The sequence below is a fragment of the Streptomyces sp. NPDC008079 genome, from assembly GCF_042957385.1.
GTDB lineage: Bacteria > Actinomycetota > Actinomycetes > Streptomycetales > Streptomycetaceae > Actinacidiphila.
Window position 1 is genome coordinate 20,459 of record NZ_JBIBIC010000017.1, and the last position, 14,612, is coordinate 35,070.

The following is a 14,612-nucleotide window of genomic DNA, read 5'->3' on the forward strand; positions in this document are numbered from 1 at the left end:
ACACGGGCGTGACTTTATCGGTTCCGCGACGGCTCCGGCGGAGCGGGCGCGGGCCCGGTCCGCGGCGAGCGCGGCGCACGCCTGGCCCGGTCCGCGGCCGGCGCGGTCTACAGCGAGGCCATGATGCGGCGCGGCGCGTCCAGGAACCGGCTCACGCCCTGGACGAGCAGCGGCGGCTGGTCGGTGTCGTCGCGCGACACGTTGAGCACGTAATAGACCTGTTCGATGGAGGGCGGGCCGACCGCGAGGGTGCGCAGCGCGGCCTGGCGGCTGTCGGCCTGTCCGGTGCGGACCAGATACGCGGCGGCCATCGAGCCCGTACGGCCGACGCCCGCGCCGCAGTGCACGAAGACCGGTCCCTGCGAGGTCCTCACGATCCGCAGGAACGTGTCGACCTGCCGCTCCGTGGGGGTCTGGCCGTCGCGGATCGGCAGCCGGACGGCGTGCAGTCCCGCGGCGGAAGGCAGGGCCAGTTCCGCGGGCGCCAGATCCTCCGCCCTGAGGTCGACGACGGTACGGATGCCCCGGTCGGCCAACGCCCGGTAGCCCGCGGCGGTCGGCGCGGACCCGCGCCACACGTGCGGGTCGACGGCCAGGAAGTGGTTGATGCCCGCCGTCCGCTCGCCGGAACCGGCCGAGGCGCCGTGCCGCGCCCACGCGGAGACCGCGAGCATGCCGCCCGCGGAGGCGGCCCACAGCACGCCGTAGCCGAGCAGACAGCCGAGCAGCACTTTCGTCACCCGCCGCGCCCAGATCCGGGCGCCGGGGGCGGCGGGCGGTAGGGAGCCGGGCCCGAAGTCGCCCGCGGGATCGGGTTCGTGGTCGGTTCCGGGACCGCGCGCCGGGCCGCGGACGGAATCACGTACGGAATCGCGTACGGGATCGCGTACGGGCCGCCGTAACGACGTCGGGGCAGGGACCGGGATCGGGATCGGGAGAGCGGCCGATTCGGACAAGCGGGGTTCACCACCTGGGGAGCGGAAACCTGGGGACGGGTGCCGCCGTCCCTCCCCGAGGGCAGCGGCCGTCCCGTCAGGCTAGCCGCTGCTTCCGGGGCCAGTGCCCGATTCCGGTACGCGGGCCCCCTGCCGGGGGCGCGCAGAGGGCGGGTCAGTGCGGGACTCCCGCCTGTCCCGTGCCCAGGACCTTGGCGTGGGCCCGGTTCACGCTCGCGTCCGAGAGGCAGCCGCGCAGCCGCATCATGTCGTGCGGACTGAGCGCGGGCCGGATGACGCCCGCGAAGACGCCGTCGGCGAGCCGCCCGAGGCTGGCGTCGGGGTTGAGCGAGGAGGTGGAGCGGCGGCAGCCCTCCCACAGGTCGCGGGCGGCCAGTTCACGCGCCCTGGCGTCGTCGGTGCCGTGCACGTCGATCCGGAAGACCACGGTGCTGGCCGCCGCGTCGGGCCTGGACTCCTCGCGGGTCTCGGTGGCCTCCGACAGCACATAGACGAGGTAGACCAGCAGCACGACCCCGGCGGCCGCGCCGAATCCGGTCAGCAGCGGGCGCAGTCGGCGCGCGGGCGGCACCGCCGGGTTGTCCTCCAGTTGGGTGATGACGCCGTGCACGCCGCCCGAGGGGGCGGCGAGCGGCGCGAGGCGGCCCGCGAGCCGCCGTTCCGCGCCCGGTCGCGCGGTGACCGCCGCGATCCGCTGGATCACCCAGGCGACACCGGACAGCGCCGCGCCGGTGACCATGAGGATCGGTACGAAGACGAACGTACGGTTGCCGCCGTCCACGCCGTCGCGGCTGTCCCCGTAACCGCCGCCGCTCGCACCGCCGTTGCCGTTGCCATTGCCGTTGCCGTTGCCGTTGCCGAGCCAGCGGAAGGGGTGCGCGGAGGTCTCCCTGGCGTGTTCGAGGCGCTGCCGTACTTCCTCCATCCGGGCGTCCGCGTCGCTCAGCCGCCGTTCCAGACGGCCCATCCGGCCGAGCAGGATCACGCAGACGAGGAAGCCCTCGACGGCGAGGAGCAGCACCCCGCAGATAACGGCGCGCTGCCACTCCCAGCGGTAGAGGTAGATCACCAGGTAGATGCCCGCGGCCAGGGTGGACAGGCCGCCGAAGAGGTAGCTGACGTACTTCACGCGACGGCCCCCTTGCGCGGTTCGTCCCGCGCTTCGAGCGCGGCGCGCCCGTCCCTGGGGGCGGGGGCGTCGTCGGACCCGTCCGGCTCCGCGCCCGGTGCGTCGGACGCGCCGCCCGTCGGCTCCACCGCCCCCGTACCGCCACCTGTCCGCTCCACCGCCCCCGTACCGCCACCTGTCCGCTCCACCGTCCCCGTACCGCCGTCCACGGCGAGCCCGGAGCCGGGGGCGAACCGGCCGACGGCGTCGGTGACGCCCACGACGGTCGGCACGTGGTACTCGCGGGCCAGCACCGCCAGGTGCGACAGGACGCTGCCGGTCTCGGCGACCAGGCCCGACAGACCCGGCAGCAGCGGCGCGAGCGCCGGGTCGAGCGAGCGGACGACGAGCACGGCGTCCGGCGGCCGTACGCCCGCCCCGTCCCAGGCGGTCCCCGCGCCCTGGCCGCCGCCCGCGCCCTGGCCCTCGCCCTGTCCCCGACCGGTACGGCCGCGGGCCAGGCTCACCGCCTGCGGTGCGCCGTCGGCGAGCCGGAAGGCGGCGGGCAGCGGCGGGGTCTCGGGGCGCGGGGTGCGCTCGGCCAGGTCGGCCGGACGGCCGCGGCCCGCGCCGACGCCCAGCAGTTCGTCCCAGCGCAGCAGCGCGATCTTGCGCCGCTCGCCGACCAGACAGTACGCGTCCATCCGGGTGCCGATCTCACGGACCATCGCGGCCTGCATCTCCTGCACCCAGCGGATGCGCAGCCGCAGCCCCTCACGGACGCTCAGGAAGCCGACACCGCGCGGGACTCCGTTCCAGCCGACGTGCTCGGGCAGCGGGCCGCGCTCGCCGAGGGTGGGCGGCAGCAGGGTGAGCAGGACGGGGTGGTGGGCGATCAGCTCCGCGTCGGTGGCGCCCCGGCCGCGGCCCTCGGCCAGTACGGCCAGCGCCTCGCCCGCCGCCGTCGTCCCGCCGCCCGTACCGACGCTCGCGGCGCCGCCCGTACCGCCGCCCGTACCGGTGCCGGTGTCCAGCAGCGCGCCCGCCAGGGACTCCTGGGCGTGCAGGGCGGACAGGGCGTTGCGTCCCCAGGAGACGGCGTTCAGCAGCTCGCCGCTGAGCATCTTCCGGGGCGCTCTGAAGTCGTGCAACTGCCGGTCGACGTCGGCCATCAGGTCCTGCGCGAGCAGCGGCAGCGCGCCGCGCAGCCGTCCGACCCGCCAGGCCGCGGCGGCGCGGCGGGCGCCGGGGGCCGGGTTGATGAAGTGCAGCACCGGGTGCGCGGGCGGTGTCACGCCGAGCAGCCGCAGGTCAGCGGCGGCGCGGCCCTCGACGGTACGGGCCACCGGCAGCTTGCGCAGCCGCCGCCGGGACGCGGCGCCCGCGATGTCCAGGGCCAGCGTCAGCCCGTGCGCCATCGGCGCCAGCCACAGGTCCTCCTCCAGCGGCTGGAGCACACCGGGCAGCGTCTCGCTCACCGGTCCCGGCCCCAACAGCCGTGCCCCGCGCGGCGGTCGGGCCGCCATCGCGGTGATCGGCCGCGCCTGGAACAGCCACAGCCGCCCGTCGTCCGCGAAGCCGAACTCGATGTCCTGCGGCCCGCCGTACACGCGCTCGGCGCGCCGGGCCAGCCGCACGAGCCGGACCAGCTGCCGCCGGGTGAGCGGCTGCCGCTCCCGCGCGGTGAGGGTCCCCGGCTCCGGCCGCCGCTCCCGACGGCCGGGCAGCGGCCGTGCGAGCAGCCGGGTCACCCGGCCGTGCCCCGAGGGCGCGGGTTCGGTGCGCAACAGCCGTCCGCGGCGGGTCAGTTGGTAGCGGACGCCCTGCGTGCTGCCGTCCACGAGGCGGTCGGGGCCGCCGGGGACCGCGCTGATCAGGACGCGGTCGTAGCGGCCCTCGACGGGGTCCGCGCCGAACATGACGCCGCCCGCGGCGGCCCGCAGCATGGGCTGGACCAGGACGGTCATGTCTCCGGGGTGGACTGCGGGTTCGGCCGCGTCGTCGGCGTCCGGTCCTGGCCCAGGACCGGGCCCCTGTCCTGGCGCGCTTCCTAATCCGGGTCCAGTTCCGGTTCTGGGTCCGGGTCCAGTTCCGGGTCCAGTTCCGGGTCCGGGTCCAGTTCCGGGTCCGGGTCCAGTTCCGGAGATGTCCTCCGCGGACGGCCAGGGCGGCGACGGCACGCGCGCGGCGGAGTCCAGCACCGCCCGCACCGCGTCGGTGAAGGCGTCCCAGCCGCGTACGTCGAGGACGGACTCGAAGCGGCCCGCCATGGACGACTCGGCGGTGTCCTCGTGCGCGGAGGAGGAACGGACCACCAGCGCGGCGCCGTCCGGTCCGCCCAGCTCCTGCCAGGCGCGGCGCAGAGCCGCCGTCCCGGCCGGGGCACCGGGCGCGCGGGCGGCCGGGACGAGGGCGAAGCCGGGGAGCACCGGCAGCCCCCGCGCCGCCGCCCGGGCCAGATTCGCCGCCTTGGCCCCGGCCAGCGCGGCCTCGTGGGCCAAGGGTGATTCCAAGGGCACCACTGCCAGCTCTTCAGCGTCGACGCGCATCTGCGCTCCTTCCGCGGCTGCCGCCCGGGTACGCGTGCGCCGCCGGGCTCGTGGCCCGCGGCGGACGCGCCTCCTCGACTACAACGTCCCTTCACCCAGGAGACCTTCCCCATCCACCAACGTGACGTGAGGAACGCCTCATAGGTGACCGCCTACCCTCGAAACGGCGGTTTCCGGCCGCCCTGACAGCGGCCGGTCACCGGGCAGTTGACGCGTTGACGGGCTGACGCGCTGACGGGCTGCGCAGGCTGTCCCCCACCAACACCAGAGGGTGGCAGGAAGTCATGGCCGGCGATCCGAGGTGGCCGCTACGGAGATCCCCGGCCGGTCCCGTCAGGCCGCCGCCTCCAGGCGGCGTCTCGCGCTCGGGCCGATCACCGCGTCCCATGTGCCGCCCGTCTTGAGCCACTCGCGCACCAGGCGGCCGAAGTCGGGCCAGGAAGCGGCCAGTTCGACGACCCGGCGGTCGAACTGCGCGGCGCCCTCCGGCGTACGGCCGAGGAGCAGGCCGACCCGGTGGACCAGGTCGCGGGTGAGGACGGTCGGCCTGCGGTGGCAGCCGTCCGCCGCGGCGGCGAGCAGGGCGTCCAGGACGCCGGGGTCGCGTTCCGCCGCGAGCACCATGTCGAGGAGTTCCTGGCGCAGCGGCCGGGACAGGTGGGTGCCGGGGGCGGCGAAAACCGGGAGCAGCGCGCGGCGGACGTCCGGCGGGTGGTCGGTCATGAGCGCGGCGGCCAGCGGCAGCAGGACGGCCCGGACGCCGGGGCCCTGTTCCAGCCGCCGGTCCAGGAAGCGGGCCACGTCGGCCGCGCCGTCCGGGTGGTGCAGCAGATGGTCCTGGGCCAGGGCGGCGGCGCGCCGGGCGAGGGCGGGCGAGGTGACCCCGGCCAGTTCGTCCAGCACCTCGGCGGCTCCCCCGTCGGGGTAGGGGGCGCGCAGCCGGGTCTGGAAGGCGGCGAGTACGGGTTCGGGGTGCGTGCCGAGGGCTGCCGCCAGTGCGCCCGCGGGCAGATGGGGATCGCCCGCCGCGAAGTACCGCAGCGCCGCGTCGAGATGGCGGGAACGCGTCACCGAATCCCGTACCAGCAGGCCGAGCGCGGCGCCGTGCAGAGTGCAGTCGCCGGGGCGGGCCAGGATCGCGAGGGCCGCGTACCGCAGCAGTTCCCGGTCGGCCTCCGAGCGTACGAACGCGGCGGCGCGGCGACCGTACGAGGCTGCCGCGACATGGCGGTCGGGGCGCGGGTCGTGCGCCCACCGGTCGACGGCCCTGCACACGGCGGACGGCTCGTCCTCGGCGAGCGCGGCGAGCACTTCGTCGGCGCCGGGGTGCCCTGCGGCCACCAGCGCCTCGGTCAACTCGTCCACGGCGAGCCGCCGGTGGGTGTGCAGCAGCGCCTGCGCGGCGGACGCGACGGTCAGCCGGGGGCCGTCCGCGCCCGGCGCCGTCTGGAGCGGCCGGTCGTCGTCGAACCACCCGCACACCGCCGCCAGGGCCTCGGCCGGCGCCTCCCGCAGCAGCTCCGCGACGGCGGGCAGGAAGCGGGTCTCGGGGTCGGCCGATTCACCGGGTACGGGCGGCCGGTCGGCGGGCAGCAGCAGCCGCAGCAGTTCGAGCCGCTCCCCCAGCGGCAACGGCACCCGCCGCCAGAACGCCGGGCCGAACTCGCCCAGCCCGCCGAGCCCCTCGGGCGTGAACCCTCCGCGCTCCACCGACCGCACCGCGACCCGCTCGGCCAACAGCCGCAGCACTCCCCGGTAGTTCCGCGCGTCCCCGAGCCGCGTCAGCACCTCCCCCACCAGATGCGCGGCCCACCACACGGCATCCCCCCGCCGCGCCGACACCCCGTCACCGCGCCGGGCCCGCGGCCCGCTCGCGTACGACGGTCCTCCGCCTTCGCACGAGGAGTGCCCCCACGCCGCGCCCCCGCCCTCATCCGGCCCCCCGCACGGCCCCCGACCCGGCGCGCTGTCTCCGCCGTCCAGCCGCTGCCCCGAACCGACCGTCGCAGGACCGCCGCCGGAGGCCCACTGCCCGCCGACACCAGCCCCGGCCCCGCCCGTACCGCCGCCACCACTCGGCCACCCGCCGCACGCCACCGACCACCCCGCAGGACCGCCGCCGGACACCCCCGCACCGCCTCCCGCACCGCCAGCGGGCACCACGCCCGCTCCCCCGCCCGGCGCTCCCGCGCTCCCGGCGAGCAACCCCACCGGCCCGCCGCCAACGCCCCCGCCCGTACCCCCGTCCGGCACCCCCTCGCCTCCGCCGCCCCCGCCTCCCTGGCACGGACCCGCGGGCGTCGGGCGGGGGCGCCGGCGGGAGCGGGGGTTCGGGACCGTCTCGGTGTCGAGGTAGGCGTCCGTGCAGGCGTCCCACGCGGGGCGGCGCACGGGGGCCGGGCGGCGCGGCGGCGCGGCCGGGTCCGGGTCCGGGGCGCTGACATGGCGGGTGGGGGCGATGGCCTGGTGGTCGAGGCGGTGGATGAGGTGGCGCAGATGGCGGGTGAGGGTGTCGGGGTCGGTGGCGAGCATGGCCTGGAGGACCGGGCCGAGGCGGTGGCGCGGGACGGGGAGGGAGCGCGGCCCCGAGGGCGGGGCGACGGCCGGGGCGGGCGGGACGGGCGGCTCGCCAGCGTGGACGGCGGCGGGCCGCTGCGGCAGCCGTACCGGCGCCTCCGAGCCGCCCGTCGGTGCCGCGAACCAGCGGTGGACCAGGGCGTGCAGGGCCGCGTCCAGGTCGAGGTGGAGGCCCTGGAGCCAGTCGGCGACCTCCTCGTGCGCGAAGCGGTATCCGGCGCCCGCGGGCACCAGCAGCCCTTCGGTGAGGACGGCGGACGCCCACCCCGTACGCCACGGGAAGAGGTCTTCGAAGGACTCGCGGTCCAACTCCCCCTGCCCCGGCCCCAGACAGCGCCGCGCCGCCTCGTGCACCTGCCCGGCCACCCGCGTGGCCAGCCGCCGTACGCCGTTGCCGCGTACCGGCCGCTCGGCGCTCGCGGCCAGCCGGACCGCGATCCGCAGGCACACCAGGTCCAGGTGGGCGGCGAAGATCTCGGCGCGGGTCGGCGCGGCGCCGTCCGTGGCGGTGCCGCCGGGCAGCGACGCCTGGATCTCGGAGAGCAGGCGCAGCGCCAGCGGGTGCGCGGCGTCGGCGGGCCGCAGGGCGTCCGGTGCCAGGCCGTGGCGGGTCCGCGCGCGGACCGCCTGGACGTCGGTCAGGTCGCCGAGCCGCAGGCAGGGCGGCAGCGCGCGGACGGCGACGTACGGGGCGGGCGGCGGCGCGTACGCCATTCCCGCGGGCAGCAGCGACCCGGCCTGTTCCCAGAACTCCGGGCGGCAGCCGACGATCAGCCGCACCCCGCCCGCGCGCAGCCAACTCGCCGTGCCCGCCGTCCAGTCGGCGAGCGCGTGCGCGAGGACCGGGGGCATCTCCTCGGGCGCGTCGAGCAGGACGAGCAGCGGCCGTCCCGCGGCCCGCGCGAGCGCCGCGACGGCGTCGGGCGAGGCGAACGGCGGGTCGCCGCCCACAGCGCCGCCGCGCCCGGCGGCGGCGCACACGATCCGGGCGGCGGTCCGCAGCGAGCGTTCGACGGCGTCCTTGATCCCGCCGTCGCCCGGCCGCAGTTCGGCGCCGCGCAGCCAGACGGTCGGCGCGGGTTCCGCGCCGCGCGCCCGGCGGGCCGCCAGCGCGGCCAGTTCGGTGCTGCGCCCGCTGCCGGGGTCGCCGACCAGGCCGAGCACCAGCGGCGCGGTCTCGCCCCGGGGTGCGAGGAAGTCCCGTAGCGCGTCGGCGGCTTCGGGCCTGGCGACCGGCTCCCGCCACTGGCCGGGCCCGGCCGCGGAGCCGACCGACGTACCCGTGAGCTGGAGCGCACCCGCGAGGTTGAGGTGCGGACCGTAGGCGGGCACCGTCGCCGCGTTCCTGGCCAGCAGCGCGGCCAGCGGTTCCGGCGTGCCGGGTCCGGCCCGCAGCGGTACGGCGAAACCGGCCGCCCGGTGTCCCGCGTGCAGCGCGGTGACCGCGACCGCGAGTACCGCGCCGGTCGCCGCGTCGATCAGCGGCGCGCCGGAGGACTGGGGCGCGACCCGGCTCATGTCGGTGGCGCCGAGGCCCAGTTCGTAGACCTCCTCCAGCAGGTGGAAGCGGTCGGTGGCGGTGTACGTGACGGACGCGGTGCCGAGGACGACGCCGTCGGTCCACTGCGGGACCTTCAGCCGTACCCGTCGCTCGGGGTGGGCCGGGCCGCAGGGCGCGATCGGCAGCGGCGGCAGATTCAGCCCCTCGGTGGCGACCAGCGCGAGCCCGGCTTCGGGCAGTACGGTGATCGCTTCCGCCTCGACCAGGCACACCTGGTCCCCCGGCGCGTGCAGCACCAGCCGGGCGAGCCCGTCGACCGCCTCGTGACTGGTCACCATCGTGCCGTCGGCGTCCGCGAGGAAACCCGTCCCGCGTGGCCGTCCCGCCAGGTCACAGACCCGCACCAACGCGTCGTCCACGTCGGCCCCGCGTACCGCCATCGGGCACCTCCCCCACCGCCGCGCCCCGTTTCGTCCCGCTTCGACGGTAGGTGCCCGATGATCTCCCGCCTAGATCGCGGAGGAAAAGCGCCCCCCTGTGCTCCCTCGCTTCACTCCGAGCGCCCGCCCATTGGGGTGATTTCCGGGTTCCGGATGGATAGGGAGACGTGAGGGGGGACCGAGGGGGATCGTGGAGCGGGGCCGCTCAGGGGACAGACGGCCGCGCTCCACGGTGTCCAGAGCCCGGCCCGGTCACACCGGGCCGGGCACGGGCGCAGGGGGGACGGACGGCTATTCCGGGAAGACCGCCACGATCTTCACCTGGCCGTCCTTCTCCTCCACCAGGGCCAGGAAGCGGCCGTCGGGGCCGAAGACGGCGGTCGGCCCGTCGGGCAGCGCCGGGGCCTTGATGCGGACGCCGTTGGCCAGCAGCCGGGCCTGGTCGGCGTCCACGTCCCAGCGCGGGAAGGCCGCGTCGGCCGCCTGCTCGATCGGCATGACCGTGCAGGACTCCTCCAACTGCTCCAGCGTGCGCGCGGTGTCCAGCCCGTACGGGCCGACGCGGGTGCGGCGCAGCGCGGTCAGATGGCCGCCGACGCCGAGCCCGGCGCCCAGGTCGCGGGCGAGGGCCCGGATGTAGGTGCCGGAGGAGCAGACGACGGTCACGTCGAGGTCGACGGCGCCGACGGCGTCCTCGGGCTCGTCGACCCGCCGCATGTCCTGGACGGTGAAGGAGTGGACCGTCACCGGCCGGGCGGCCAGCTCGAACTCCTCGCCCTCCCTGACCCGGGTGTACGACCGCACGCCGTTCACCTTGATCGCGCTGACCTTGGAGGGGACCTGCTGGATCGGGCCGGTCAGCGCGGCGATCCCGGCGTCGACGCTCTCCCTGGTGACCCCGGTGGCGTCGGCGACGGCGGTGATCTCGCCCTCGGCGTCGTCCGTCACCGTCGTCCGGCCGAGCCGGATCGTGGCGACGTACTCCTTCTCGGTGAGCGCGAGGTGGCCGAGCAGCCGGGTGGCCTTCTCGACGCCGAGGATCAGCACCCCGGTCGCCATCGGGTCCAGCGTGCCCGCGTGCCCGACCCGCCTGGTCCCGGCCAGCCGCCGCATCCGCGACACCACCCCGTGCGAGGTGAGCCCGCCGGGCTTGTCGACGACGACAAGCCCGGACGGGGCCCCCTTCCGCGCTCGGCTCGCCTCCGGTCGCTCAGAGCCGGTATGTGTCATGCGCTTGCCGGACCGCCCTCGGAGTCGGGCCGGGTGTCCGGGTCGGCGGCGGCCGGGACGTCGAGGTCGTCGTCGTCCAGTTCGTCGTCGGACGGCTTGCGGTACGGGTCCGCCTCGCCCGCGTACTGCGCGTCGGTGGCGGACTTGCGGACCTCCTCGTCGGCCGCGCGGGCCTTGGCGAGCAGGTCGTCGATGGTCTTGGCGTTGTCGGGCAGGGCGTCGGCGACGAAGGCCAGGCTCGGGGTGAACCGCACCCCGGTCTGCCGTCCGACCTCGGAGCGCAGCACACCCTTGGCGCTCTCCAGGGCCGCGGCGGAGGCCGCCCGCTCCTCGTCGTCTCCGTAGACCGTGTAGAAGACGGTCGCCTCCCGCAGGTCGCCGGTGACCCGGGTGTCGGTGATCGTCACGTACCCCAGCCGCGGATCCTTGATCCGCCGTTGCAGGGTCTCCGCGACCACGACCCGGATGCGGTCGGCCAGCTTTCGCGCCCGCGCGGTGTCGGTCATCGTCTTCTTCTCTCTGTGTCCTTGGGCGTTCTGCTCATTCGTCGTCGCCGTGGATACGCTGCCGTGCGGACAGCAGTTCCACTTCGGGACGGGCGATCATCCAGCGTTCGCACCGGTCGAGTACGTCCTTGAGGTGTCCGAGGTCTCCCGACACCACCGCGATTCCTATTTCGGCCCTGCGATAGAGGTCCTGGTCGCCGGTCTCCGCCACGCTCACCGCGAATTTGCGGTGCAGCTCGGCGACGATCGGACGGACGAGGGACCGCTTCTCCTTCAGGGACCGTACGTCACCCAGGAGCAGGTCGAAGCACAGCGTGCCTGCGTACATGGGTACGACGTTACAGCCGACGGCCGGGGCCGATCGACGGGATTTCTCCCGCCGACCGGCCCCGGCCCCGGACCGTCGCCCGGCCGTACGGCGTACCGCACGGCCGGGCAGCCGCGTCAGCCGCGCGGCTTCTCGCGCATCTCGTACGTCGCGATGACGTCGTCGATCTTGATGTCGTTGTAGTTGCCGAGGTTGATACCGCCCTCGTAACCCTCACGAATCTCGGTGACGTCGTCCTTGAAGCGGCGCAGGCCGTCGATGTTGAGGTTCTCCGCGATGACCTTGCCGTCGCGGAGCAGACGGGCCTTGGTGTTGCGCTTGACCTCGCCGGAGCGGACCAGCACACCGGCGATGTTGCCGAGCTTGGAGGAGCGGAAGACCTCGCGGATCTCCGCGGTGCCCAGCTCGACCTCCTCGTACTCCGGCTTGAGCATGCCCTTGAGGGCCGCCTCGATCTCCTCGATGGCCTGGTAGATCACCGAGTAGTAGCGGACGTCGACACCCTCGCGCTCCGCCATCTGCGCGGCACGGCCGGCCGCACGGACGTTGAAGCCGATGACGATGGCGTCGGAGCCGGTCGCCAGGTCGATGTCCGACTCGGTGACCGCACCCACACCGCGGTGCAGGACCCGGATGTCGACCTCGTCGCCGACGTCGAGCTGGAGCAGCGAGGACTCGAGAGCCTCCACCGAACCGGACGCGTCGCCCTTGATGATGAGGTTGAGCTCCTGGACCAGACCGGCCTTGAGCGCCTCGTCCAGGTTCTCCAGGGAGAACCGGACACCCTTGCGGGCGAAGCGGACGTTGCGCTCGCGCGCGGCCCGCTTCTCGGCGATCTGGCGGGCGGTGCGGTCCTCGTCCACGACGAGGAAGTTGTCGCCCGCGCCGGGCACGTTGGTGAGACCGAGCACGAGGACGGGGGTCGACGGGGTCGCCTCCTCCACGTTCTCGCCCTTGTCGTCGAGCATCGCGCGGACTCGGCCGTACGCGTCGCCGACCACCATGGTGTCGCCGACCCGCAGCGTGCCGCGCTGGACCAGGACGGTCGCCACGGCGCCGCGGCCGCGGTCGAGGTGCGCCTCGATCGCGATGCCCTGCGCGTCCTGCTCCGGGTTGGCCCGCAGGTCGAGCGAGGCGTCCGCGGTCAGGACCACGGCCTCCAGCAGGGAGTCGATGTTGAGACCCTGCTTCGCGGAGATGTCGACGAACATCGTGTCGCCGCCGTACTCCTCGGCCACCAGACCGAACTCGGTGAGCTGTCCGCGCACCTTGGTCGGGTCGGCACCCTCGACGTCGATCTTGTTGACCGCGACCACGATCGGCACGTCGGCCGCCTTGGCGTGGTTCAGCGCCTCGATCGTCTGCGGCATCACACCGTCGTTGGCCGCGACCACCAGGATCGCGATGTCGGTGGACTTGGCGCCGCGGGCACGCATGGCGGTGAACGCCTCGTGGCCCGGGGTGTCGATGAAGGTGATGGCGCGCTCTTCGCCGTTGACCTCGGTGGCGACCTGGTAGGCACCGATGTGCTGGGTGATGCCACCGGCCTCGCCCGCGACCACGTTGGTCTTGCGGATCGCGTCGAGAAGCCTGGTCTTACCGTGGTCGACGTGACCCATGACGGTCACGACCGGCGGGCGGGAGACGAGCATCTCCTCGCCGCCCTCGTCCTCACCGAACTCGATGGAGAACGACTCGAGCAGCTCGCGGTCCTCCTCCTCCGGGCTGACGATCTCCAGCACGTAGTTCATCTCGCCGGCGAGCAGTTCCAGCGTGGAGTCGGAGACCGACTGGGTCGCCGTGACCATCTCACCGAGGTTGAGCATCACCTGAACGAGCGACGCCGGGTTGGCGTTGATCTTCTCGGCGAAGTCGGTGAGCGAGGCACCGCGCGACAGGCGCACGGTCTGGCCGTTGCCGCGGGGCAGCAGCACGCCGCCCACGGACGGGGCCTGCATGGCCTCGTACTCCTGGCGCCGCTGACGCTTGCTCTTACGGCCGCGCGCCGGACGGCCACCGGGGCCGCGACCGAACGCGCCCTGCGTGCCGCCACGGCCGCCCGGACCGCCGGGACGCCCGCCGAAGCCGCCGGGACGGGGACCGAAGCCGCCGCCACCGCCGGGAGCACCGCCACCGGGGCGCGGACCGCCGAAGCCGCCACCGCCGCCACCGGGACGACCGCCGCCGCCGGGACCCGCCGGACGGCCGGCGAAACCGCCGCCGCCACCGGGACGCGCGCCGGGACCGCCGCCACCGGGACGGCCGCCGGGACCACCGCTACGGCCGCCGGGGCCACCGCCGGGACGCCCGCCCGGGGAGGGCGCGGGCCGCTGCGGCATCATGCCGGGGTTCGGGCGGGGGCCCGAGGACTGCGGGCGGGGCATGCCGCCGGGGGACGGACGCTGTCCGCCGGGACCGCCGGCCTGACCACCGGGGCGCGGGGCGCCGCCGGGACGCGGCATGCCGCCCGGGGCTCCCTGGCCGCCGGGGCGGGCGGGACGGTCGTCACGCCGGTCGCCGCCGGGACGCGGGGCGCCGCCGGGGCGCTGCATACCGGTGGAGCCGCCGGACGTGAAGGGGTTGTTGCCGGGACGCGGGCCCGCGGGACGGGCGCCGCCGGGGCGGGCACCGCCCTGGCCGGGACCGGCGGGACGCGCGGGGCGGGCCCCGCCGTCACGGGTGTCGCGCTGGCCGGTGCCGCCGCTCTGGGCGGGGGCCGGGCGCGCCGGGCGCGGGCCGGGGGTGGCGCCACCGCTGCGCGGCGCGGCCGGGGCCGCGGGCGCCGACGGGGGTGCCTGGAACTCCGCCGCGGGCACCGGAGCCGCCGGAGCGGGCTTCGGGGCGGGCGCGGCGGGGGCCGGCTTCGGACCCGGGCGCGGGCCGGAGCCCGCGGGGGTCGGTGCGGTACCGGCACCGGCGGCCGGGCCGGCGCTCGGGGCGACCGGGGCCGCGGGCGCGGCCGGGGTCACGGGGCCGCCGGCGGCCGGCTTCGGCGCCGGGGCAGCGGGACGGGCCGGCGCACCCGGGGTGGGCGCGGCCGGCTTGGCGGCGGGCGCGCTCTTGCGCGGCGCCGCGGGCTTCGCAGCGGACTTGGTGTTGCCACCGGGCCCCTGGAAAGCGTCAGTCAACTTGCGGACTACCGGCGCCTCGATCGTCGAGGACGCCGAACGGACGAATTCGCCGAGTTCTTGGAGCTTGGCCATGACGACCTTGCTCTCGACTCCCATCTCCTTGGCGAGTTCGTATACCCGGACCTTAGCCACTTCGCTCCTTTTAGGTCCGGGGTGATCGTCCGCCGGACCGTCGCTACTTCATGGGCGTACTCATCGCGTACTCATCGAGTGCTCATCGCAATCTCGACCTACTTCCATCTCGCGAGGTACCTGACCGCACGGTGACCCGTGCCGTTCTTCCTGC

The 14,612-nt window shown here is 75.6% G+C and carries 8 protein-coding genes; all 8 read right to left on the minus strand.

Translation table 11 applies throughout. The features are described 5' to 3' along the window. Positions 1 to 107 precede the first annotated feature (107 nt). The 8 genes from ACFZAM_RS28240 to infB all read right to left on the minus strand — a co-directional run bounded on the left by ACFZAM_RS28240 (position 108) and on the right by infB (position 14,458). Positions 108 to 956 (minus strand): dual specificity protein phosphatase family protein, encoded by an 849-nt coding sequence (locus ACFZAM_RS28240; protein ID WP_391050303.1) that lies wholly within the window; start codon positions 954 to 956, stop codon positions 108 to 110. A 154-nt stretch (positions 957 to 1,110) separates the two neighbouring features. Beyond that, the gene (locus ACFZAM_RS28245) at positions 1,111 to 2,085 is read right to left on the minus strand and encodes a hypothetical protein (protein ID WP_391050305.1); all 975 of its coding nucleotides are present in this window, start codon (positions 2,083 to 2,085) and stop codon (positions 1,111 to 1,113) included. After that, a complete protein-coding gene (locus ACFZAM_RS28250) occupies positions 2,082 to 4,613 on the minus strand; it encodes a PEP/pyruvate-binding domain-containing protein (protein WP_391050307.1) in 2,532 nt (843 codons plus the stop codon). The genes ACFZAM_RS28245 and ACFZAM_RS28250 overlap by 4 nt, the downstream gene beginning before the upstream one ends. Before the next feature lie 333 nt (positions 4,614 to 4,946). Next, entirely contained in the window at positions 4,947 to 9,131 is a 4,185-nt protein-coding gene (locus ACFZAM_RS28255) for a serine protease (RefSeq protein ID WP_391050309.1), read from the minus strand. 291 nt (positions 9,132 to 9,422) lie between these two features. Then, positions 9,423 to 10,361: a tRNA pseudouridine(55) synthase TruB gene (truB, locus tag ACFZAM_RS28260; protein ID WP_355349784.1), complete on the minus strand. Its 939-nt coding sequence runs from the start codon at positions 10,359 to 10,361 to the stop codon at positions 9,423 to 9,425. After that, positions 10,358 to 10,867 carry a 30S ribosome-binding factor RbfA gene (gene rbfA, locus ACFZAM_RS28265; RefSeq protein WP_391050311.1) on the minus strand — a complete coding sequence of 170 codons (510 nt, stop codon included), beginning with the start codon at positions 10,865 to 10,867 and terminating at the stop codon, positions 10,358 to 10,360. The genes truB and rbfA overlap by 4 nt, the downstream gene beginning before the upstream one ends. A 34-nt stretch (positions 10,868 to 10,901) precedes the next feature. Next, positions 10,902 to 11,195 carry a DUF503 domain-containing protein gene (locus ACFZAM_RS28270; RefSeq protein WP_355349778.1) on the minus strand — a complete coding sequence of 98 codons (294 nt, stop codon included), beginning with the start codon at positions 11,193 to 11,195 and terminating at the stop codon, positions 10,902 to 10,904. Positions 11,196 to 11,311: 116 nt separating this feature from the next. Then, positions 11,312 to 14,458, minus strand: a complete 3,147-nt coding sequence (gene infB / locus ACFZAM_RS28275) for a translation initiation factor IF-2 (RefSeq protein WP_366823806.1) — start codon at positions 14,456 to 14,458, stop codon at positions 11,312 to 11,314. Between the last annotated feature and the right edge of the window lie 154 nt (positions 14,459 to 14,612).